Origin of the sequence: Kitasatospora sp. NPDC017646, assembly GCF_044329365.1 — a bacterium.
In the GTDB taxonomy this organism is placed as follows: domain Bacteria; phylum Actinomycetota; class Actinomycetes; order Streptomycetales; family Streptomycetaceae; genus Kitasatospora.
Map to the genome: position 1 here is coordinate 37922 of NZ_JBIRJC010000034.1, position 21207 is coordinate 59128.

At 73.2% G+C, this 21207-nt stretch carries 20 protein-coding genes; 16 read left to right on the plus strand and 4 right to left on the minus strand.

What is annotated here, in order from left to right; genetic code table 11:
• Positions 1-8: 8 nt before the first annotated feature.
• A complete protein-coding gene (dtd, locus tag ACH4J0_RS33525; RefSeq protein WP_396244747.1) occupies positions 9-449 on the minus strand; it encodes a D-aminoacyl-tRNA deacylase in 441 nt (146 codons plus the stop codon).
• A gap of 564 nt (positions 450-1013) precedes the next feature.
• On the opposite strand from dtd, the gene ACH4J0_RS33530 reads away from it, so the two are divergent.
• The 3 genes from ACH4J0_RS33530 (at position 1014) to ACH4J0_RS33540 (ending at position 3005) form a co-directional block, all read left to right on the plus strand.
• Entirely contained in the window at positions 1014-1652 is a 639-nt protein-coding gene (locus ACH4J0_RS33530; protein WP_396244749.1) for an ABC transporter substrate-binding protein, read from the plus strand.
• Between the two features lie 73 nt (positions 1653-1725).
• Positions 1726-2685 carry an asparaginase gene (locus ACH4J0_RS33535; protein WP_396244751.1) on the plus strand — a complete coding sequence of 320 codons (960 nt, stop codon included), beginning with the start codon at positions 1726-1728 and terminating at the stop codon, positions 2683-2685.
• A gap of 110 nt (positions 2686-2795) precedes the next feature.
• Positions 2796-3005 (plus strand): dodecin, encoded by a 210-nt coding sequence (locus ACH4J0_RS33540; RefSeq protein WP_030288965.1) that lies wholly within the window; start codon positions 2796-2798, stop codon positions 3003-3005.
• A 126-nt stretch (positions 3006-3131) separates the two neighbouring features.
• Here the strand turns inward: ACH4J0_RS33540 and ACH4J0_RS33545 are convergent, their stop codons facing one another.
• Complete coding sequence (locus ACH4J0_RS33545) at positions 3132-3623, minus strand: inorganic diphosphatase (RefSeq protein WP_030059594.1); 492 nt, start codon at positions 3621-3623, stop codon at positions 3132-3134.
• Between the two features lie 130 nt (positions 3624-3753).
• On the opposite strand from ACH4J0_RS33545, the gene dacB reads away from it, so the two are divergent.
• The 6 genes from dacB (at position 3754) to folE (ending at position 11924) form a co-directional block, all read left to right on the plus strand.
• Entirely contained in the window at positions 3754-5166 is a 1413-nt protein-coding gene (gene dacB, locus ACH4J0_RS33550) for a D-alanyl-D-alanine carboxypeptidase/D-alanyl-D-alanine-endopeptidase (protein ID WP_396244752.1), read from the plus strand.
• A 496-nt stretch (positions 5167-5662) separates the two neighbouring features.
• Complete coding sequence (locus ACH4J0_RS33555; protein WP_396244754.1) at positions 5663-6847, plus strand: zinc-dependent metalloprotease; 1185 nt, start codon at positions 5663-5665, stop codon at positions 6845-6847.
• 321 nt (positions 6848-7168) lie between these two features.
• A complete protein-coding gene (tilS, locus tag ACH4J0_RS33560) occupies positions 7169-8296 on the plus strand; it encodes a tRNA lysidine(34) synthetase TilS (protein ID WP_396244755.1) in 1128 nt (375 codons plus the stop codon).
• Positions 8297-8366: 70 nt separating this feature from the next.
• On the plus strand, positions 8367-8921 hold the full coding sequence (gene hpt, locus ACH4J0_RS33565; RefSeq protein ID WP_045692298.1) for a hypoxanthine phosphoribosyltransferase: 555 nt from the start codon (positions 8367-8369) through the stop codon (positions 8919-8921).
• A 225-nt stretch (positions 8922-9146) separates the two neighbouring features.
• Positions 9147-11198 carry an ATP-dependent zinc metalloprotease FtsH gene (gene ftsH, locus ACH4J0_RS33570; RefSeq protein WP_396244757.1) on the plus strand — a complete coding sequence of 684 codons (2052 nt, stop codon included), beginning with the start codon at positions 9147-9149 and terminating at the stop codon, positions 11196-11198.
• 120 nt (positions 11199-11318) lie between these two features.
• Positions 11319-11924 carry a GTP cyclohydrolase I FolE gene (folE, locus tag ACH4J0_RS33575; RefSeq protein WP_030309924.1) on the plus strand — a complete coding sequence of 202 codons (606 nt, stop codon included), beginning with the start codon at positions 11319-11321 and terminating at the stop codon, positions 11922-11924.
• A 54-nt stretch (positions 11925-11978) separates the two neighbouring features.
• Here the strand turns inward: folE and ACH4J0_RS33580 are convergent, their stop codons facing one another.
• Together ACH4J0_RS33580 and ACH4J0_RS33585 are read right to left on the minus strand one after the other, a co-directional pair.
• Complete coding sequence (locus ACH4J0_RS33580; RefSeq protein WP_396244758.1) at positions 11979-12767, minus strand: ferritin-like domain-containing protein; 789 nt, start codon at positions 12765-12767, stop codon at positions 11979-11981.
• A 129-nt stretch (positions 12768-12896) separates the two neighbouring features.
• The gene (locus ACH4J0_RS33585) at positions 12897-14051 is read right to left on the minus strand and encodes an alpha/beta hydrolase (RefSeq protein ID WP_396244760.1); all 1155 of its coding nucleotides are present in this window, start codon (positions 14049-14051) and stop codon (positions 12897-12899) included.
• A 379-nt stretch (positions 14052-14430) separates the two neighbouring features.
• Here ACH4J0_RS33585 and ACH4J0_RS33590 point away from each other — a divergent pair, with 379 nt between their 5' ends.
• From ACH4J0_RS33590 to ACH4J0_RS33620, 7 genes are all read left to right on the plus strand, one after another.
• Positions 14431-16272 (plus strand): phosphatidylglycerol lysyltransferase domain-containing protein, encoded by a 1842-nt coding sequence (locus tag ACH4J0_RS33590; RefSeq protein WP_396244762.1) that lies wholly within the window; start codon positions 14431-14433, stop codon positions 16270-16272.
• 68 nt (positions 16273-16340) lie between these two features.
• Positions 16341-17213 carry a dihydropteroate synthase gene (gene folP / locus ACH4J0_RS33595; protein WP_396244763.1) on the plus strand — a complete coding sequence of 291 codons (873 nt, stop codon included), beginning with the start codon at positions 16341-16343 and terminating at the stop codon, positions 17211-17213.
• Positions 17214-17274: 61 nt separating this feature from the next.
• Positions 17275-17721, plus strand: coding sequence for a nuclear transport factor 2 family protein (locus ACH4J0_RS33600; protein ID WP_396244765.1), 447 nt, complete (start codon positions 17275-17277; stop codon positions 17719-17721).
• Between the two features lie 247 nt (positions 17722-17968).
• Positions 17969-18328: a dihydroneopterin aldolase gene (folB, locus tag ACH4J0_RS33605; protein WP_030288941.1), complete on the plus strand. Its 360-nt coding sequence runs from the start codon at positions 17969-17971 to the stop codon at positions 18326-18328.
• Positions 18329-18371: 43 nt separating this feature from the next.
• Entirely contained in the window at positions 18372-18971 is a 600-nt protein-coding gene (folK, locus tag ACH4J0_RS33610; protein ID WP_396244766.1) for a 2-amino-4-hydroxy-6-hydroxymethyldihydropteridine diphosphokinase, read from the plus strand.
• A gap of 186 nt (positions 18972-19157) precedes the next feature.
• Complete coding sequence (locus ACH4J0_RS33615) at positions 19158-19646, plus strand: DUF3180 domain-containing protein (RefSeq protein WP_380411349.1); 489 nt, start codon at positions 19158-19160, stop codon at positions 19644-19646.
• 195 nt (positions 19647-19841) lie between these two features.
• Positions 19842-21071, plus strand: a complete 1230-nt coding sequence (locus ACH4J0_RS33620) for a hypothetical protein (RefSeq protein ID WP_396244768.1) — start codon at positions 19842-19844, stop codon at positions 21069-21071.
• Positions 21072-21207 lie beyond the last annotated feature (136 nt).

Here is a 21207-nt window from a genome sequence, read left to right on the forward strand (position 1 = left end):
CCCAGCCGTCAGACCTCGACGAGGACGGTGAACGGGCCGTCGTTCACCAGCGCCACCTGCATGTCGGCGCCGAACCGGCCCGTCTCCACCTTGGCGCCGAGCGCCCGCAGTTGGGCGACCACCTCGTCCACCAGCGGCTCGGCGACCGGACCGGGGGCGGCCGCGGTCCAGGTGGGGCGGCGGCCCTTGCGGGCGTCGCCGTAGAGGGTGAACTGGCTGATCACCAGCAGCGGGCCGCCGATGTCGGAGCAACTCTGCTCCACACCCTCCTCGTTGACCGGCAGGATCCTCAGCGTCCAGAGCTTGCGGGCCAGTTGCGCCGCCTTGGCCGGGGTGTCCTCATGGGTCACGCCGACCAGGACGCACAGCCCGGGCCCCTCGATCGCACCGACGGTCTCTCCGGCCACGGTCACCCGGGCCTCGGTCACTCGCTGCACCACTGCTCGCATGCCGCCATTGTGCCGGAGCGCGGTACGGCCCGGCGGGGGCTCCGGGGAATCGGCCCTGGACGCCCGGGCCGCGGGGCCGGAACGCGTCCGAGGAGGGACGGGAGGAGCGCACGAGAGGAGCGCGTACGAGGAGCGCACGCCAGGGGCGTGCATATGACTGACGCACGCCGTGCAGCGCGCGCCTGCGCAGGTTCGGGCGCTGCTCTTCCAGCGGAAAGCCCTGGTCATATCAGCCACCCCTGTTCGCCAGGGGGCCGTTCGGGTGCACGGGCGGTGCGCGCGCGCCGGGTGGGGTGGCACGCTGGGGGACCGTACGGAGGGCTCGGTGCGCCTGGAGGTCCGCCGCACCGGGCCGGGGTTCGGCCGGGCGGTCGAGCCGGTAGGACAGTCGTTCTGCCGGGATCGCCCGGTGGGTGGTCCCGGCCGGGGAGCGGAACCCCTTCGGGGCTCCCGGGCGTGCCAACGGACGGGACGCGCGAGCCCGTCGGGGGACGGGCCGGAGTGGCGGCAGGGACGGGGTGCCGCGAGCGGGCGGGCGGGATCGGACGACGGCAGGTGGGCTGGATGATGGACGCGAGCAGCGCGGCGTGGAACCGATCCGGGCAGGTGGCGCAGGCCCCCGGAGCCCCCTCCTGGGCGGTCGGCCCGGACGGCGAGCCCGACCTGGAGCGGCTGGGCCTGGACCAGCTGCGGGTCCTGCGCCGGGAGACCATGGAGCAGGAGGCCGACCTCTCCTACCTGCGGCGGCTGCTGCACGGGCGGATGGACATCCTGCGCGCCGAGCTCGACCGGCGCCCCGGCGGCGCCGCCCACCCCGCCCGGGCGGGCGGCGACGGGAGCGGAGCCCCGGTGGCCGGCGGGGAGCCCGGCGACCTGCTGGACCGGCTGCCGGCCATCCTGACCGACGCGCCCTCCACCGTGCGGCGCTCGGCCCGGCACGTCACCCTCGGCCCGCCGCGCACCCAGGAGTCGCAGCTGGAGGCGGACGCGCTGATGGGCGACGTCCAGCTCGCCGACCTCGCCGCCCACCCCGCCGAGGAGCTGCTGGCCGCCCTGGAACGGCTGCGCGCCCACGAGCGCGAGGTGTCCGGACGCCGCCAGCTGCTGCTGCGGACGGCCGACGGTTGCAATGCCGAGATCACCCGCAGGTACCGTGATGGGGAAGCACGGGTCGACGACCTGCTCTCGGAGAGGCCGCTCTGACCGGGTGAGTCGTCAGGGGCGGGTGGGGTCCGGCTTCCTCCCGGTCCGACCCTCGCCCCCGGAAGGCACCCCGATGTCCCAGTCCGCCACCCCGCCCGTGCTCGCCGAGGTCATACGCTCGGGCTTCACCGAGGGCCGCCACCACGGCTCCCTGGTCCTGCTCGCCGCCGACGGCTCGGTGGAGTTCGCGCTCGGCGACCCCGACGCGCCGGTCTTCCCCCGCTCGACGGCCAAGCCGTTCCAGGCGGTGGCCACGCTGCGGGCCGGGTTGGCGATCGAGGGCGAACTGCTGGCGCTGGCGGCCTCCAGCCACTCTGCCGAATCGTTTCACCTCGACGGTGTCCGGACCATCCTGGGCTCCGCCGGCCTCGACGAATCGGCCCTGCGCACCCCGGCCGACCTCCCGCTGGACGAGACCGAGGCGGAGCTGCTGCTCGGCGTCGGCGGGCGGCGCGCCCCGATCCTGATGGACTGCTCCGGCAAGCACGCCGGCTGGCTGGCCGCCTGCGTCGCCAACGGCTGGGACACCGGGAGCTACCTCGACCCGGCGCACCCGATCCAGGAGCTGGCCCGCGAGGCCCTTGCGGAGGGCACCGGCGAGACCCCCGTGCACACCGGCGTGGACGGCTGCGGCGCCCCGCTGCTGGCAGTCAGCCTGACCGGCCTGGCCCGCGGCTACCGCGGCCTGGTGCTGGCCGCCGCGGGGACCGCGCAGCGCCGGGTCGCCGACGCCATGCGCGCCCACCCCGAGTACGTGGCCGGCACCCGCCGGGCCGACACCTGGCTGATGCGGGCCGTCCCGGGCGCGCTGTCCAAGATGGGCGCCGAGGCCGTCCAGGTGGTCGCGCTGCCGGACGGGCGGGCGCTCGCCTTCAAGATCGACGACGGCGCGGAGCGGGCCCGCGGCCCGGTGCTGGCGGCCGCGCTGCGCCGGCTCGGCGTGACCGGCGCGGAGGACACCGTCGAGCGGATCGGCGCGGCCCCGCTGTTCGGCGGCGGCGCCCCGGTCGGCGAGGTGCGGGCGGCCTTCTAGGAGGTGCCGGACACGCCCCGGCGGCCCCGGCGTACCCCCGTCGGGGTGCGGGTCGCCCCGGGGCGGTGCACGGTGGACCGGGGGCCGTCGCACAGCTGAGGGAGTCCGCCATGACCGACCACGTGTACCGGGTGACCGAGATCGTCGGGTCCTCGACCGAGAGCGTCGACGCCGCGATACGCAACGGGGTGGAACGGGCCTCCCGGACGCTGCGCAACCTCGACTGGTTCGAGGTCTCGCAGGTCCGGGGCCACCTGGAGGACGGCCGGATCAAGCACTACCAGGTGTGCATCAAGGTCGGCTTCCGGCTGGAGGACTGAGCACTCCCGGAGACGGCAGGGGCCGGGGTCCGCGGACGAATCCGCGGACCCCGGCCCGACAACCCGTCCCGACCTGCCTCGGACTGCCCCGATCGGACGAGGAGCGAACGAGATCGGAACGACGGCTCAGTGGCCGCCCTGCTCCGCGAGGCGCTTGATCGAAGCGGTGACCTCGGCCTCGGCCTCGGCACGGCCGACCCAGTTGGCGCCCTCGACGGACTTGCCCGGCTCCAGGTCCTTGTAGACCTCGAAGAAGTGCTGGATCTCCAGGCGGTCGAACTCCGACACGTGGTGGATGTCGCGCAGGTGCTCCCAGCGCGGGTCGGTCGCCGGGACGCACAGCAGCTTGTCGTCGCCGCCGGCCTCGTCGGTCATGTGGAACATGCCGATGGCGCGGCACTTGATGAGGCAACCCGGGAAGGTCGGCTCGTCCAGGATGACCAGGGCGTCCAGCGGGTCGCCGTCCTCGCCGAGCGTGCCCTCGACGTAGCCGTAGTCGGCCGGGTAGCGGGTCGAGGTGAAGAGCATCCGGTCGAGCCGCAGACGGCCGGTCTCGTGGTCGACCTCGTACTTGTTGCGAGAGCCCTTCGGGATTTCGATAAGGACGTCGAACTCCAACGGTTCCTCCAAGGTAGGGACTGACAGAATCCAAGTGTCTCCTACGGGAGTGAGTGCTCGGGAAAGGGGCCGGTCGGTGGGAGCAGGGGGAGGGGCGGCGCGCCGTCGCGGGGGGACGGCCGCCGGACTGTTGGGAGCGGCCCTACTGGTCGCCGGAACGGCGCTGGGAGCGGGCGGTGCGCACGCGCAGCCGCCCACCGGCACACCCAGCGGCGGCGGTTCTCCGGCCGCGCCCCCGGCCACGGCGGTCGCGACGGCCGCGACGGGCGCCGTGCTGGCCACCGCCGAGAACGGCCCGGAGGCCGCCGTCCCCACCGCGCAGGGCCTCCAGCAGGCGCTGGCCCCCTACGTCTCCGACAAGAACCTCGGCACCGTGGCCATCGCCGTCGCGGACGCCGCCGGCGGCCAACTCCTGTACGGCTCCGGGGAGAACGTCCCGGCCACCCCCGCCTCCACCACCAAGTTGGCCACCACGGTCGCGGCCCTGTCCCTGATACCCGGCGACACCCGGCTCACCACCCGGGTGGTCCGCGGCGCGGACCCCGGCACCATCACCCTGGTCGGCGGCGGGGACCCGACGCTCACCGCGCTGCCCGCCGACCAGGTGCAACTCGGCGGCCGGCCCGTCGACGCCGACACCGCCCCCGCCTCGATGGAGGAACTCGCCCGGCAGACCGCCGCCGCCCTGAAGGCGGCCGGCACCGGCAGGGTCAAGCTCGACTACGACCTGTCGCTGTACACCGGCGACCCGCATCACCAGCCCCCCGACAACCAGAACATCGCCCTGGTCGTCCCGCTGATGGCGGACGAGGGCAGGGTGGACCCCAAGAGCGCCGAGGAGGCCCCGGACCGGGTCCTCGACCCGGCTGCCGCGGCCGCCGCGACCTTCGCCACGCTGCTCGCCGCCCAGGGCGTCACCGTCGACGGCAAGGCCAGGCCGGCCGACGCCCCGGCCGCCGCCGACGCCCCCGTCCTCGGCAAGGTCGACTCGCCGACGGTCGCCCGGCTCGTCGAGCGCCTGCTGACCAACTCCGACAACCAGCTCGCCGAGGCGATCGCCCGTCAGGTCGCCCTCGCCGCGCACCAGCCGGCCAGTTCGGAGGGGGCGGCGAGCGCCGTCACCCAGGAACTGGCCAAGCTCGGCGTGCCGATGACCGGAGTGGTCCTCAACGACGGCAGCGGCCTGAACAAGGGCAACCAGATCCCGCCCGCCGTCCTGGTCCGGATCCTCGCCCTGGCCGCCTCCGACCAGCACCCCGCCCTGCGCCCGGTCCTCACCGGCCTCCCGGTCGCCGGCTTCACCGGCACCCTCGGCAAGCGCTACGACTCCGGCTCCGGCGCCGCGGACGCGGCCGGCCTGGTCCGCGCCAAGACCGGCACCCTCAGCGGCGTCAACGCCCTCGCCGGCACCGTCGTCGACGCCGACGGCCGCCTCCTCACCTTCGCCGTCATGAGCCGCACCCCCTCCACCGTCCCGGTCGACACCACCCGCGCCGCCATGGACCGCATCGCCGCCCACCTCGCCTCCTGCGGCTGTCACTGACCCGCGCAGAGCCGCGGCCGCCGCCACGAGGGCGGCGGCCGCGCCGCAACGCCCTGCGCGGCAAGGCCGTTGACCCCTCGTTGCGGGCGGCCGACGTCCTCGCCGACCGTGGCGCCGCCCGGTGGGCCAGGTCGGTGCCGCGCGCGGGCGGGGAACGGGCGGCCGGGCGCATCCGCCGACGGCCCCGCCTGCCGCGGTGCCGCACCGTGTGCGTCGTCGGGGCCTCCGCCCGGCGTGGCACGGGCTCGCCGGGCGGCGCGGCGGCCACCGCGCTGGTCGGGACCCGGGGCGCCCGGCGCGGGTCCGGCGGCCGTCCTCCGTTGGGCACTCCGGCCGGGCCGCCGCCGGGCGGGGCGGGTGTTCCGGCTTTCCCCGGTGGTGCTCCCCGCGTCCTCGACCGCCGTCACCGGTGGCGGGTTCGAGGGGGGTCGGGGGCGGGCAGGGTGTTCATGGCGGGTGGCTGCCGTTGGTGGTGGGGAGCACGTACGGTGAGGACATGACGAGCGCGAGCGGCGGGGCTGACATGGTCGACTGGAATCTCGCGGTCGCAACGGCGACCAGGCTGGTGCGGCCGGGGCCGGAGGTGAGTCGGGCGGAGGCGGCGGCGGTGGTCGCCGAGCTGCGCCGGCACGCGCTGGAGGCCGAGGAGCACGTGCGGGCGTTCACCGGGATGCGGTCGAGCAGTCTGGCCGCGGCGACCGCCACGCCGGTGCTGGTGGTGGACCGTCCGGGCTGGGTGCGGGCGAACGTGGCGGGCTTCCGCACGGTCGTCCAGCCACTGGTGGAGAAGCTGCAGGCCCGGCGGGCGAACAGCGCGGCGGCCGGCGTGTTCGGTGCCGTGGGGGAGAAGGCGACCGGGATCGAGGTGGGGGCGCTGCTGGCGTTCCTGGCGACCAAGGTGCTGGGCCAGTACGAGACCTTCGCCCCGGCCGAGCCGTTGCTGGAGGCCCCGGACAGTCCGGCGGCGCTGTTCGACAAGCCGCGGCTGGGCCCGGAGGGCCCGGGGCCGGGCAGGCTGCTGCTGGTGGCGCCGAACATCGTGCACGTCGAGCGCGAGCTGGACGTCGACCCGTCGGACTTCCGGCTCTGGGTCTGCCTGCACGAGGAGACGCATCGGACGCAGTTCACCGCGGTGCCGTGGCTGCGCGACCACATCCAGTCCGAGGTGCAGTCCTTCCTGGCGGAGACGGACGTCGACCCGGGAGCGCTGCTGGAGCGGCTGCGCGACGCGGCGGGTTCGCTGGGGGCGGGGCTGCCGGGGGCGGGCAACCGGGAGGGCCGGGAGGGCGCCCCGGCGGGGAACCTGCTGGAGATCGTCCAGTCGCCCGCGCAGCGCGAGATCCTCGGCCGGCTGACGGCGGTGATGTCGCTGCTGGAGGGCCACGCGGACGTGGTGATGGACGGGGTCGGCCCGGCCGTGGTGCCGACGGTCGCGGAGATCCGGGAGAAGTTCCAGCAGCGCCGCGACCGCGGGGCGAACCGGCTCGACCTGGTGCTGCGCCGGCTGCTGGGCATGGACGCCAAGCTGCGGCAGTACCAGGACGGCGCGGTGTTCGTGCGGGCCGTGGTGGAGCAGGTCGGCATGGAGGGCTTCAACAGGGTGTGGACGTCCCCCAACACCCTGCCGACCAAGGACGAGATCCACGACCCGGCCGCCTGGGTCGCCCGGGTCGGCCGCTGAGAGGAGCTTCCGCGCCCGCCGGGCCCCGGGAGGCCCTGTGCGGCCCCGATCGGGGGATCCCGGCGCGCGGCGGGACCGCTGCCGGTCGGTGGCGGTCAAACCCGCTCGTACGAGTGGTCCAATCAGGCAGGTGGTGGGTGAAGATACGTTTCTCCATTCACCCGAACGTGGGACGGGGGTCGTACCGGTGGCGCGGGTGGCGTAGCGGGTCGCCACTTTCTGCCACCATCTGTGAGCGCCCGGTAACGAGGCGCTCATGCAGGCGCGCGGTCCCGGCCGCCCGCCGCAGTCCTGTCCCCCTCCCTCGAGGAGTCGTCCGCCGTGGGCCCTCACCCCGCCGTCGCCGCGATACGCCTGGCCGTTCGCCGCACGCTCACCGACCTCGCCGCCGAGGCCGGTACCACCTTCACCGCGCCCGTGCGCGAGCCCCGCGAGCGCCCGGCCGGGGCGCCGCTGGTGGGTGCCGCCGTCGGCACCACCCTGATCGGCAACGCCGCCCGCCATCCCTCCGGGCTGCCCCGCACCCCTGCCGCCCCCGGCTCGCCGCTGGTCCTGGTCGCCGTCAGCGGCGGCGCCGACTCGATGGCGCTCGCCATCGCCGCCGCCTTCGAGGCCCCCAAGATCGGCCTGCGGGTCGGCGCAGTCACCGTCGACCACGGCCTGCAGCCCGGTTCCGCCGACCGCGCCGCCCAGGTGGCCGAGCGACTGCGCTCGCTGGGCCTGGACCCGGTCGAGGCCGTTCCGGTGCTGGTCGGCCGCTCCGGTGGCCCGGAGGCCGCCGCCCGGGACGCCCGCTACGCCGCGCTGGACGAGGCCGCCGAGCGCCACGGCGCGATCGCGGTGCTGCTCGGCCACACCCGGGACGACCAGGCCGAGACCGTGCTGCTGGGCCTGGCCCGCGGCTCCGGCTCCCGTTCGCTGGCCGGGATGCCGGCCCAGAAGGGACGCTACCGCCGGCCGCTGCTGGAGCTGGACCGGGCGGCCACCCGGCAGGCCTGCTCCGCCCAGGCGATCCCGGTCTGGGACGACCCCCACAACTGTGATCCCGCTTACACCCGCTCCCGGGTCCGCCACGAGGTGCTGCCGGTGCTGGAGAAGCACCTGGGCGGCGGCGTGGTGGAGGCGCTGGCCCGCACCGCCCGGCTGTTCCGCGACGACGCCGACGCCCTCGACCAGTGGGCCTCCCTGGCCGAGCGCGACCTGCGCACGGGCGAGGGCGCCCTGGACGCCGTGAAACTGGCCGAACTGCCGCCCGCCGTGCGGCGCCGGGTGCTGCGCCGGGCCGCGCTGCGCGCGGGCTGCCCGGCCGGGGACCTGTTCGCCCGGCACCTGGAGACGGTGGACCTGCTGGTCACCGGATGGCGCGGCCAGGGACCGCTGCACCTACCCGGGGGCGTCGAGGCCACCCGCCGGTGTGGCACGCTGGTCTTTCGGCGGCAGGGCGACTGAGGGCGAGGCATGTCCAGGGGGAGCCGGCCGCCGGCCACACAGACCCCGAACGTTTGAGGACGTATCCCCGGTGGACCAGAACGACATGGGCGCTGACCTCGCGAAGGTGCTCATCAGCAAGGACGAGATCGACGCCAAGCTCCAGGAGCTGGCCGAGCGCATCGACCGGGACTACGCAGGCAAGGACCTGCTGATCGTCGGCGTCCTCAAGGGGGCCGTGATGGTCATGGCCGACCTCGCCCGGGCCCTGCACTCGCAGGTCACCATGGACTGGATGGCCGTCTCCTCGTACGGCATGGGCACCAAGTCCTCCGGTGTGGTGCGGATCCTGAAGGACCTGGACACCGACATCGCGGGCCGGGACGTCCTGATCGTCGAGGACATCATCGACTCGGGTCTGACGCTGTCCTGGCTGCTGGGCAACCTGGGCTCGCGCGGTCCGGCCTCGCTGGAGGTCTGCACCCTGCTCCGCAAGCCGGACGCGGCCAAGGTCGAGATCGACGTCAAGTACGTCGGCTTCGACATCCCGAACGAGTTCGTGGTGGGCTACGGCCTGGACTACGCGGAGAAGCTGCGTAACCTCCCCTTCATCGGCACCCTCGCCCCGCACGTCTACGGCGGCTGAGGGCCCGTTCGGGCTATGGGCGGGAACAGTTGGTCGTTCCCGCCCGTTGGACCGGGGGACAAAGAACGACGGCCGTGTCGCCGCGCTCCCGCCATCGGTGGGTCCGACTGCGGTACGGTCCAATAAACCGCTCTTCACATGAGCACCGATTCGGATGCGCCGCGGCCCACAGCCACCCGGCGCCGTTGAGTGGCAGGAGGGACGGGGCGGCAACGCCCCGCATGGATGGACGTCAAGCGATACTTCCGTGCGCCGATCATGTGGATCGTGCTGGCCGTCCTCGCCGTCATCGTACTGATGCAGGTCGTTTCGGACTCGAACGGCTACAAGACGGTGGACACCGGTCAGGTGGTCGCGGCGATCGACGCGCACAATGTCAAGTCCGCGCAGATCACCACTGGTGACTCGAACACGATCAAGATCCAGCTGAAGGACGGCGCCACGCTGTCCCCCGCCGGCACGGGCAAGGCCCCGTCCGGCAGCAAGTTCCAGGCCTCGTACATCGGTGACCAGGGCGTCGCGATCGCCGACAAGCTGCAGTCACAGATGAACGACAGGAGCAGCTCCCTCACCGAGGGCTACACCGTCAGCCCCGAGAAGCAGAGCACCTTCGTCAGCCTGCTGCTGTCGATGCTGCCGATCGTCATCATCGTCCTGGTCTTCCTGTTCCTGATGAACCAGATGCAGGGCGGCGGCTCGCGCGTCATGCAGTTCGGCAAGTCGAAGGCCAAGCTGCTCACCAAGGACACCCCCAAGACCACCTTCGCCGACGTCGCCGGCGCGGACGAGGCGGTCGAGGAGCTCCACGAGATCAAGGAGTTCCTCCAGGAGCCGGCCAAGTTCCAGGCCGTCGGCGCCAAGATCCCCAAGGGCGTGCTGCTCTACGGCCCGCCCGGTACCGGCAAGACCCTGCTGGCGCGCGCCGTCGCGGGCGAGGCCGGGGTGCCGTTCTACTCGATCTCCGGCTCCGACTTCGTCGAGATGTTCGTCGGTGTCGGCGCCAGCCGCGTCCGCGACCTGTTCGAGCAGGCCAAGGCGAACGCCCCGGCGATCGTCTTCGTCGACGAGATCGACGCCGTCGGCCGGCACCGTGGTGCGGGCCTCGGCGGTGGCCACGACGAGCGCGAGCAGACCCTCAACCAGCTGCTGGTCGAGATGGACGGCTTCGACGTCAAGGGCGGCGTGATCCTGATCGCCGCGACCAACCGCCCCGACATCCTGGACCCGGCGCTGCTGCGCCCGGGCCGCTTCGACCGCCAGATCGCGGTGGAGCGCCCCGACCTCCAGGGCCGTCTGGACATCCTCAAGGTGCACCAGAAGGGCAAGCCGATCGCGCCCGACGTCGACATGTCGGCCGTCGCCAAGCGCACCCCCGGCTTCACCGGCGCCGACCTGTCGAACGTGCTCAACGAGGCCGCGCTGCTGACCGCCCGCTCGGACAAGAAGCTGATCGACAACGGCATCCTGGACGAGGCGATCGACCGCGTCGTGGCCGGTCCGCAGAAGCGCACGCGGATCATGTCCGACAAGGAGAAGAAGATCACCGCGTACCACGAGGGCGGTCACGCCCTGGTCGCGGCGGCCTGCCAGTACAGCGACCCGGTGCACAAGATCACCATCCTGTCCCGCGGTCGGGCCCTCGGCTACACCATGGTGCTGCCGGACGAGGACAAGTACTCCACCACCCGCAACGAGATGCTCGACCAGCTGGCCTACATGCTGGGCGGCCGCGCGGCGGAGGAGCTGGTCTTCCACGACCCGACCACCGGCGCCTCGAACGACATCGAGAAGGCCACCGCCACGGCGCGGGCCATGGTCACCCAGTACGGCATGACCGAGCGCCTCGGTGCGATCAAGTTCGGCACCGACAACTCGGAGCCGTTCCTGGGCCGTGAGATGGGCCACCAGCGCGACTACTCGGAAGAAGTCGCCGGGCTGGTCGACGAAGAGGTCAAGAAGCTCATCGAGAGCGCGCACAACGAGGCCTGGGAGATCCTGGTCGAGAACCGCGACGTGCTCGACAACCTGGTCCTGGAGCTCCTGGAGAAGGAGACCCTGAACAAGGAGCAGATCGCCGAGATCTTCGCCCCGGTCGTCAAGCGCCCGGCCCGGCCGGCCTGGACGGGCTCCGCCCGTCGCACGCCGTCCACCCGGCCGCCGGTGCAGTCGCCGAAGGAGCTGGCGCTCACCAACGGCGCCGCCGTCTCCGACACCGCTCCGGTGGACATCGTGAAGCTCCCGCCGCTGCCGACCGGCGAGCCGCCGACCGAGGGCTGATCGGGCCCCCGCAGGGGACCCCCAGTGGGGAATGGATGCCGCGTCACCCGGGTTTGTACCCTGGAGGCGCGGCATCCGTGCTGTTCAGCCAGAGTCTTCCCACAAGTAAGCGAGGCCCGCATGATCGACCCGGTGACGCTCGACGGTCCGCCCGCCGTCGGGACCTTCGACCAGAAGCGGGCCGAGAACGCCATCCGCGAGCTGCTGCTCGCCGTCGGGGAGGACCCGGACCGCGAGGGTCTGCTGGAGACCCCGGCGCGGGTCGCGCGGGCCTACAAGGAGATATTCGCGGGTCTGTGGCAGGAGCCCGAGGACGTCCTGACCACCACCTTCGACCTCGGCCACGACGAGATGGTGCTGGTCAAGGACATCGAGCTGACCTCGGTCTGCGAGCACCACCTGGTGCCGTTCCGCGGCGTCGCGCACGTCGGCTACATCCCGTCCACCAGCGGCAAGATCACCGGGCTGTCGAAGCTCGCCCGGCTGGTCGACGTCTACGCCCGCCGCCCGCAGGTCCAGGAGCGGCTGACCAGCCAGGTGGCCGACGCGCTGATGCGGATCCTGGAGCCGCGCGGGGCGATCGTCGTGGTCGAGTGCGAGCACATGTGCATGTCGATGCGCGGCATCCGCAAGCCCGGCGCCAAGACCATCACCTCCTGCGTGCGCGGCCAGCTGCGCGACCCGGCCACCCGGGCCGAGGCGATGAGCCTCATCATCGGTCGGTAGGGGCTCGGTCGGCAGCGGCATCGTCCGGCAGTCCTTCGGCAGTCCGGCTACGACTCAGGGCACGTCGTGCTCCGCGTGCGGCGGAGCCGGGGTGCCCAGTGCGTTGCGGCGCTCCGGCATCCGCAGCATGACCATCCGGCGCCAGCCGAAGGCCCGGTCGTACAGGTAGAGGGCGTGCACCCCGAGGGTGACCACGGCCAGCTGCCAGCGCGACCAGCGCAGGATCCGCGCCATCCGGGCGGTGACCGCGAGCCCGACGTCCCGGTGGGTGCGGATCTCGCCGCGGGCGGTGGTCTCCAGGGTGTGCCGCACGTACGGCCCGTGGCCTTCGGCGGTCAGCCGCAGCAGCTCCTCGTGGCAGTACGCGAGGTGGTCGTCCTCGTCGGCGGAGATCATCCGCATCGCCCGGCCGAGCTCCGGGTTGTCCCCGTACACCCTGACCAGCTGGCGCATCTGCTCGGCGGCGCGCTGCTCGGTGACCCGGCTGTGCGCGAGGTAGGTGATGATCTCCCGGTCGCTCAGCGGGGCGTCGCCGTTCAGCCGCTCGTGGGAGAGGCCGACGCCCTGGCGCTCCAGCAGCATGCAGTAGTCGGCCTCGTCCGGGACGGGCACCTTGGGCAGGCCGCGCTGGTTCAGCAGCTGGGTGAAGATCCGGCCGTGCTTGCGCTCGTCCGCACCGTGCCGGGCGATCTTCGGTGCGAGCACCGGGTCCCGGGTGAGGGCGGCGATCCGCTCGTTCTCCCAACCGCCCTGGTCCTCGCCACCGGCCGCGATGCTGCAGAACAGCTGGTACGCCTGGTCGTTCCGGTAGATCTCGTCGAAGAGCGATCGGGTGCTCAGCACGGTGCCTCCTGCGCGGATCCGGGGCGGCGCCCGCCGGGAGGACCGGACGGGCGGTCGCGATACGTCCCCCCGAACCACCGGCCGGGCGGGGCCGACCGGCGGGTAATCACTCGGACGCCAGCTCGCCCGTCACCCCAGGTGGGAACCCAGCCACTCCAGCGAGGCGGGCAGTTCCCTGGTCCAGCTGTCGAAGTTGTGCCCGCCGTCGTCCAGGTACAGCGACTCCACCTTGAACTGGGGGTTGGCCGCCGCGACCTGGGTGGCCTGGTCGACGAACTGGACGGTCTGCGGGTAGTCCGACTCGTTGCGGGTGGAGACCACCAGCAGGTTGAGCGGCGGGGCCGGGAGGTTCTGCAGCCGCCAGCCGAGGTCGTGCTGCTGGGTCAGCGTCTTGTCGCCGTTGAAGAGGTCCCCGCCGGTGTACTGGTCCTGGCGCACCGTGAAGTCGCCGTGCAGGCTCGCCGCGCTGCCGAAGACGTTCGGGAAGCGCATCGCCAGCCGCAGCGCGCAGCTGCCCCCGGTGGAGTAGCCGAAGGTCGACCAGGAACCGGCCGTGCGGCCGACCCGGTAGGCGCTGCGGACGGCCTCGGGCACGTCCTTGGCGAACCAGGTCTCGGTGTGCGGACCCCCGGGGACGTCCACGCACTCGGTGTCCCGCGACGGGACCACCGCCGGGCGGGCCATCACCAGGACGCTCGGAGGCATCTTGCCGGAGCGCTGGAGGTCGATCGCGGTCTGGGCGAAGGGCAGCTCGTGCAGCAGATTGAGCGAGGTGCCCGGGAAGCCGGCCAGGCCCAGCACGACGGGGAAGCGGACCAGGGCGAACTTCGGGTCGAAGTACTCGGGCGGCAGGTAGACGAACATCTGGTCGGAGAAGCCGGTCTCCTTGCCGTTGACCCGCACCGACTCGACCTTGCCGACTTCCTCGGGCGCGCCCTTCGGCAGGTTGGTGATGGTCTCCAGCCCGCCCTCGTTGGTCGGCTGGACCAGCTGATCGGAGACGGGGGTGCCGCCCTTGTGGTTCTCGTTGCCGGTCAGCGCGAGTTTCGCGCCGCCGGGGTTGAGCAGGTCGTGCCAGGAGGTGTAGAACCCGAAGGAGTTGTTCACCGACAGCGCCAGGACCGCGAGGATCGAGACTTGAACGACTGTCAGAAGGCCGATCCGGCCGAGCACCGGGAGCGGGCGCTGTCTGGCCAGCCGTGGCCACACCCACAGGGTGGTGACCAGGGCTACGGCTCCGAGTGCGAGCAGCGAGTTCACCAGCGCTTCGCTGGTCAGTTCCATGCCGTCGGCCTTCCGGTGGGACACTGTCGGTGCAGGCTTCATCGTCTGGCGGTCCGTCAGGTCGGGCCACCGCAGCTAGGCTGTCCGGGCGCCCGGGCCGGTGCGGGAGGGCGGGGGGAGACCGGGGGCAACCGGCGCCCTAGAATGCGGCGTCCACCGTACGTAACGCGCACCGGAGGGTCCCGTCCCGCCACGCGGCGGCGGGTCCACGGCTCCCACCCCCGGCTCAACCCGCAGCGCGCCCACGGCCCCGGATTACCGTCCTTTTCCGGGTCCTTGGTGTGCGCATTGCCTGATGAAGGAATAGGCATGAAGGTCCATCACACGTGCTCCCCCGGAGTGAACGGACACCGCACCGCAGCCTCTACGCTGAGCTTCCATGAGCGTTCCCGTGTCCGTTGAGCCGAGCCCCGAGCAGCCGCCGCGCCGTCGGCGCGGCCTGCAGACGCTGCGCAACCAGGCGGCCGCCGTCCCGAGGGCCTGGCTCCCCGGTGCGGTCGGCTACGCCTGTCTGCTGATCGGGCTGGTGGACATCGCCAGCGCGGTGTTCCCCAAGCTGCGGCACACCAAGATGCACACCTTCGCCGGGCAGCTGCCGGGCGGCACCACCAGCCTGGCCGCGGTCGGCACGCTGATGGTCGGCATCCTGCTGGTGCCGGTGGCGCACGCGCTGCGCCGGCGCAAGCGGCGGGCCTGGCGGGCGGTCTGCGTGCTGCTGCCGGTCAGCGCCGCGCTGCACATCGTGCGCTGGCACCAGATCGGCCCCGCGGTCGTCTCGCTGCTGGTCCTCGCCGTGATGCTGGTGCACCAGCGCGAGTTCTACGCCAAGGCCGACCCGCGGACGCGCTGGGGCGCCCTGGTCAACCTGGTCGTCATGGGCGTGCTCAGCGTGCTGCTCGGCCTGCTGATCGTGAGCACCCGCACCCGGTACGAGGTCGGACACCCGGCCCTGCTGGAGCGGCTGCAGCATGTCGGGTACGGACTCTTCGGCTTCGAGGGGCCGGTCCGCTACACCAACGAGCGGATGTCGGACCTGGTCGCCTACCTGCTCGGCGGCCTCGGCCTGCTGACCGCCTTCACCACCGCCTACCTCGCGCTGCGGCCGGGCAAGCCCAAGCCGGAGCTCACCGCCGAGGACGAGGAGAAGGTCCGCGAGCTGCTCAAGCGGCACGGCGAGCGCGACTCGCTCGGCTACTTCGCGCTGCGCCGCGACAAGAGCGTGCTGTTCTCGCCCACCGGCAAGGCCGCGATCTCCTACCGGGTGGTCTCCGGCGTGATGCTCGCCTCCGGCGACCCGGTCGGCGACGTCGAGGCCTGGCCCGGCGCGATCAAGGTGTTCATGGCCGAGGCCCGGGAGCACGCCTGGGTGCCGGCCGTGATGGGCTGCAGCGAGGTCGGCGGCGAGGTCTGGACGCGTGAGGCGGGCCTGGACGCGCTGGAGCTGGGCGACGAGGCGATCGTCGACACCAGCACCTTCTCGCTCGCCGGCCGGGCCATGCGCAACGTCCGCCAGATGGTCAAGCGGATCGAGCGCAACGGCTACTCCTGCAAGGTGCGCCGGGTCTCCGAGCTCAGCGCCGAGGAGAAGTTCCGGATCGCCGACGCCGCCGCCCGCTGGCGCGGCACCGACACCGAGCGGGGCTTCTCGATGGCCCTGGGCCGCTTCGGCGACCCGCTGGACGACGACTGCGTGGTGGTCACCGCCCACAAGGCCCCGGAGGAGGGCGAGAGCGGCGACGACCTGAAGGCCGTGCTGCACTTCGTGCCCTGGGGGCCGGACGGCATCTCGCTGGAGCTGATGCGCCGCGACCGCGCCGCCGACCCCGGCCTGAACGAGCTGCTGATCGTCGCCGCCCTCCAGGAGGTCGGTGCCATGGGCATCCGCCGGGTGTCGCTCAACTTCGCGATGTTCCGCTCCGCCCTGGCCCGCGGCGAGCGGATCGGCGCCGGCCCGGTGCTGCGCGCCTGGCGCGGACTGCTGGTGTTCCTGTCGCGGTGGTTCCAGATCGAGTCGCTGTACAAGTTCAACGCCAAGTTCCAGCCGGAGTGGGAGCCGCGCTTCCTGGTCTTCCCGAGCACCCGGGACCTGCCCCGGATCGGCTTCGCCGCGATGCAGGCCGAGGCCTTCATCACCCTCGGCATGCCGCGCTTCGGCCGCAAGCGCCAGCGCGAGGGCCTGATGCCCGTCCCGTCGACCCGCGAGGTCGGCGAGGCCGCCTGAGGCACCTCGACACCGTCCGGGGCCCCCGCCGAGAATCCTCGGCGGGGGCCCCGTTCGATAATGGGCGCATGAGCGATTCGCCGTCCTTCTCCCTGCCGGCCGGACTGCCGCGGCTCGACCGCTGCGCCGTGATGGGCGTGGTCAACGTCACGCCCGACTCCTTCTCGGACGGCGGGATGTGGTTCGACCCCGCCAAGGCGATCGCGCACGGGCTGGCCCTGCGGGCCCGCGGCGCGGACCTGGTGGACGTCGGAGGCGAGTCCACCCGCCCCGGGACCCAGCGGGTGCCCGAGGAGGAGGAGCTGCGCCGGGTGCTGCCGGTGGTCCGCGAGCTGGCCGCCGCCGGGGTGGTGGTGTCCGTGGACACCATGCGGGCCTCGGTCGCCGAGCGGGCCGTCGAGGCCGGTGCCGCGATCGTCAACGACGTCTCCGGCGGCCTCGCCGACCCGGCGATGGCCCGGGTGGTCGCGGGGACCGGCGCGCCCTTCGTGGTCATGCACTGGCGCGGGCAGTCCGCCGACATGGACCGGCTGGCCGTCTACCAGGACGTCGTACGGGACGTGGTCGCCGAACTGACCGGGCGGATGGAGGCGCTGCTGGCCGCCGGGGTCAAGGAGGACCAGCTGGTCCTCGACCCGGGGCTCGGCTTCGCCAAGACCGCCGAGCACAACTGGGCGCTGCTCGGCCGGCTGGACGCGCTCACCGCGCTCGGCCGTCCCGTGCTCGTCGCGGCTTCGCGCAAGCGGTTCCTGGGTACGCTGCTCGCCGACCCGGAAACCGGGGAACTGCGCCCGGCCCGTGAGAGGGACGACGCGACCGCCGCGGTCTCGGTGCTCTCGGCCCAGGCCGGAGCCTGGGCGGTACGGGTGCACGACGTGTCCGGTACGGCGGACGCCGTCCGCGTGGTCGCGGCCTGGCAGCGCGCGGCGCGGCAGGGGTGAGGGAGGGTCTGTGACAGGTGACGGCAGGTTGAGCGGCGGGACGGCCGGAAGGGCCCGGGAAATGGACCTGGAGGCGGTGCTCGCGGCGAACCGGGCGTTCTACGAGGCGCTGGAGCGAGGGGACGTCGAGGCCGTCGAGGAGGCCTGGCTGGGGCCCGAGCACGCGGACGACAAGGGCGGCGTGGTCTGTGTGCACCCCGGCTGGCCGGTGTTGCGCGGGCGGGCGCAGGTGACCCGCTCGTACATGCTGATCATGATGAACACGGAGTACATCCAGTTCTTCCTGACCGATGTCGAGGCCGAGGTCCACGGCGATGTGGCCCTTGTCACGTGCACCGAGAACATCCTCTCCGGCGGTGAGGCGGAGGAGGAGGGCGAACTCGGGCCGCTGGTCGGAGGAAAGGTCGTGTCGAGCAATCTGTTCCGTCGTACCCCGGCCGGGTGGAAGCTCTGGTCGCACCACGGTTCACCCGTCCTGACCAGCGGCGACGAGGACGACGAGGACTGATTCCGGGGGCTGCGGGAAATCCCTGCCGGACGGTTGCCGGGGAATTTCCGAGTGGTCACCGAACGTTCACGTCAATCGCCATTCCGGTGCGCGTGGCGACGGTTCGTGCCGGGTAGGACGGTCAGGCGTTGTCCGCGCTCGCGGGTAGATTCGAAACGGAGTGGCGGGCGTGCTGCCCGCCTTCGCCCTGCCCGTCCATGCCTTTCCCCGGGTGGGGCCCGTCCGACTGGGAGCAGTGATTCGTTTGCTGGACCGCGTCACCCTGCGGGGGCTGCGAGCCCGGGGCCACCACGGCGTCTTCGAGCGCGAGCGCGTCGAGGGCCAGACCTTCGTGGTCGATCTCGTGCTGTACCTGGACACCCGCCCCGCCGCGTCCGGAGACGACCTCACCCGCACGGCGCACTACGGCATCGTGGCCGAGGAGGTCACCGCGATCATCGCCGGGGAACCGGTCGACCTGATCGAGACCCTGGCGCAGCGGATCGCCGACCAGTGCCTGAAGCACGACGCGGTCGAGGAGGTCGAGGTCACGGTGCACAAGCCGGACGCCCCGATCACCGTGCCGTTCGATGACGTGACCGTGACCATCCACCGGGGCCGCGCATGACCCCCACCGCGCGCCTGGTTTCCGATGCAGAGGGACTTCTTCGATGAAAAGCAGTGACCCGATCGCCGCGCCGAACGCGTTCGACCTGGAGAGCCGGGTGGACTCCGCCGACACCACGCTGCACAGCCAGCGGTGTGCGGTGATCGCGCTCGGGAGCAACCTGGGCAACCGGCTGGACACCCTCCAGGGTGCCGTCGACGCGCTCGCCGACACCCCCGGGCTGAAGATCAAGGCCGTCTCGGCGGTCTACGAGACCGAGGCCGTCGGGGGGCCGGAGGAACAGCCGAACTACTACAACGCGGTCGTGGTGCTGCGCACCTCGCTGCCCCCGCGGGACCTGCTGGAGCGCGGCAACGCGATCGAGGACGCCTTCGGGCGGGTCCGGGAGGTCCGCTGGGGTGCGCGCACCCTGGACGTCGACATCCTGACCTACGAGGGCGTGTTCAGCGAGGACCCGCAGCTGCTGCTGCCGCACCCGCGGTCGCACGAGCGGGCCTTCGTGCTGGCCCCGTGGCTGGACGCCCAGCCCGAGGCCGAGGTGCCCGGGCACGGTCAGGTCGCCGCGCTGCTGGCGGCGCTCGGCGGCCCGGACGCGCAGGGCGTGAAGCGCCGCGACGACATCCGGCTGACGCTGCCCGAGTAGCACGGGAGCGGTGCCGGCAGGACGGCGCGCGGCCGGCCGGCCGCGCGGTCGGGGAACTCGGTCAGGGGCCCCGGCCGTACGAGTAGATGTCCGCCCGTCCGGTCCCGGTACGGTGGCCTGACGCCGCCGTACCGGGCCACCGGGCGGGCGGTCGGCTCTGGTGACCCCGGGAAGGACCTCCTCCGCGTGAAGCTGCTTCGCCTCCGCCTGCTGATCGGCATCACCGCCGCGACGACGGCGCTGTCCTGGGCCGGGTCCAAGCTGTGGGCCTCCCTGGACACGCTGCCGGCCGTGCCCGCCGCGGCGCCGGTGGTGCTGGCGGCGGTGGCGGTGATCCTGTTGGCGACCGCGATCTCGCTGCGCTCCCGGCTGAAGGCGGTGCGCGAGCGGCAGCCCGGCGCCAAGCGGGTCGACCCGCTGCTGGCTGCCCGGGCCGTGGTGCTCGGACAGGCCAGCGCGCTGGTCTCCTCGGTGGTCACCGGCATCTACGCCGGGGCCGGGATCTACCTGCTCGGCGAGCTGGACGTGTCGGCCCGAAAGGACCAGGCCGTCACCGCCGGGCTCGCCGTGCTGGCGGGTGCCGCGGTGATCGCGGCGGCGCTGTGGGTGCAGCACGTCTGCAAGCTGCCGGAGAACCACGACGACCCGAGCGGTCCGGCGGCCTCGCACCACTGACGGAGCGCCCCGGTCATCGCGGACCACCCTCCGGTCGCGTGGGATCGCGCCGGATCACGCCGGGCATCGCTGAGCAGGGCTTTTTTCGTGATCTTGAGTGAAAAGCCGGCCACGTGCGGTAAAAAGTGCGCACTGTCAAGGGCGGAAGGGGACCCTGGGCTGACACGCCCCCAATTCGCACGCTAGTTTCTTGGCATGTCTCGCGGACGCCACCGTCATTCCTCCGTCCTGGGCCGGGTCTTTCCCCCCACCGCCGCCGGCGTACTGCTGGTAGCCGCACTGGCCGCTCTGCTTTTCAGTCAGGACACCATCCTCGTGCGCTCGGTGGGCATCGCCGCACTGATCGCCACCCTCGGCTTCGCGGTGCTGCTGCGCCAGCGGGACAAGGCGGCCCGGGCGGCCGCCGAGGTGTCCGCCGCGCAGCGGATGCGGGCCGAGGAGCGGTTCGAGGAGCAGCTGGCCGAGGCCGAGTACGCGGCCGAGGTCGCCGAGGAGCGGGCCACCCGGTTCGGACGGCGGCTGACGGCGGAGAAGTCGCGGCTCGCCAAGGCCGAGACCGAGATCGCCCGGTTGCTGAAGGAGCGGGCCGTCGCCGTGGCCGAGCAGGCGCTCAAGGAGGCCGAGGCCGCCCAGCGGGCGCTCGCCGCGAGCCGTCCCAAGTACCCGGCCAGCCCGGCCGCCTTCGTCCGCGCCGCGTCCGTGCTGCGGATGCTGGAGCGGCGCGCCGCCGAGCAGGAGGCGCAGCGGGAGCGTACGGCGGGTGCGGAGGTCGCGCTGCGGGTACGCACCGCTCCGGTGGCGACGGCCCCGGTCGCGGCGGCTGTGCCGGCGCCCGAGCCGGTGTCCGTGCCCGCCCCGGTGGCGCCCTCGGTGCCCACCCCCGCGCAGGCGCCGACCAGCCAGGCCGAGGTTTCCCCGGCTCCGGCTCCGGCTCCGGCCCCGGCCCCGGCGGGCCGGACGGCGGTGCAGCCCACGCCGCTGCGCCCGGCGCTGACCGCGACGGTCGCTCAGCTCGGCGGGGCGCCGGTCGCTCCGGCCACCGCGCCGGCGCCGGTGGAGCGGCAGCGGCCGCGTCCGGCGCAGTCCGGGCAGACCCGCGGACCGGGCTTCAGCTTCTTCGGCCGCGGCACGGGCGCGGTGGTTCGGGCGGCCGCTCCGACGCCGGCGGTGGGCAGCGTCGCCGAGCTGGGGGAGCGCACGGACCTGGCGGACGTGGTGGGTGACGAGGCGGTCGCCGCCAAGGCGAAGGCCGAGGCCCAGGAGGCCCGGGAGGTCCGAAACGGCGCCTCGGAGGCCCGGGCCGAGCAGCCGGAGCAGCCGGTCGGTGCCGAGGACGCGGAGCAGGACGGGCCGACCGTGGTGGACCTGACGCCCGAGGACGAGACCGAGCTGATCGAGCTGCCGGAGCTGCGCGCCTCGCGCTGAGCACCGGAGCGGGAAACGCCGCGGGGGGGGGCCGGCGGTACGGGCGCCGTGCCCCCCCCCCGCGGTTACCCGCGGGGGGGCGGGCCGTCGGGGCGCCCCAGTACAGGGGGGGGGCCCCCCCGCCCGCGGCGGAGCC

Coding starts and splice junctions, on each gene's coding strand:
- ACH4J0_RS33600 (WP_396244765.1), top strand. CDS start 17,275: ATGGACCTGGAGGCGGTGCTCGCGGCGAACCGGGCGTTCTACGAGGCG.
- ACH4J0_RS33620 (WP_396244768.1), top strand. CDS start 19,842: ATGTCTCGCGGACGCCACCGTCATTCCTCCGTCCTGGGCCGGGTCTTT.
- ACH4J0_RS33590 (WP_396244762.1), top strand. CDS start 14,431: ATGAGCGTTCCCGTGTCCGTTGAGCCGAGCCCCGAGCAGCCGCCGCGC.
- ACH4J0_RS33530 (WP_396244749.1), top strand. CDS start 1,014: ATGATGGACGCGAGCAGCGCGGCGTGGAACCGATCCGGGCAGGTGGCG.
- ftsH (WP_396244757.1), top strand. CDS start 9,147: ATGGACGTCAAGCGATACTTCCGTGCGCCGATCATGTGGATCGTGCTG.
- folP (WP_396244763.1), top strand. CDS start 16,341: ATGAGCGATTCGCCGTCCTTCTCCCTGCCGGCCGGACTGCCGCGGCTC.
- folK (WP_396244766.1), top strand. CDS start 18,372: ATGAAAAGCAGTGACCCGATCGCCGCGCCGAACGCGTTCGACCTGGAG.
- ACH4J0_RS33585 (WP_396244760.1), bottom strand. CDS start 14,051: ATGGAACTGACCAGCGAAGCGCTGGTGAACTCGCTGCTCGCACTCGGA.
- dtd (WP_396244747.1), bottom strand. CDS start 449: ATGCGAGCAGTGGTGCAGCGAGTGACCGAGGCCCGGGTGACCGTGGCC.
- ACH4J0_RS33540 (WP_030288965.1), top strand. CDS start 2,796: ATGACCGACCACGTGTACCGGGTGACCGAGATCGTCGGGTCCTCGACC.
- ACH4J0_RS33555 (WP_396244754.1), top strand. CDS start 5,663: ATGACGAGCGCGAGCGGCGGGGCTGACATGGTCGACTGGAATCTCGCG.
- folE (WP_030309924.1), top strand. CDS start 11,319: ATGATCGACCCGGTGACGCTCGACGGTCCGCCCGCCGTCGGGACCTTC.
- ACH4J0_RS33535 (WP_396244751.1), top strand. CDS start 1,726: ATGTCCCAGTCCGCCACCCCGCCCGTGCTCGCCGAGGTCATACGCTCG.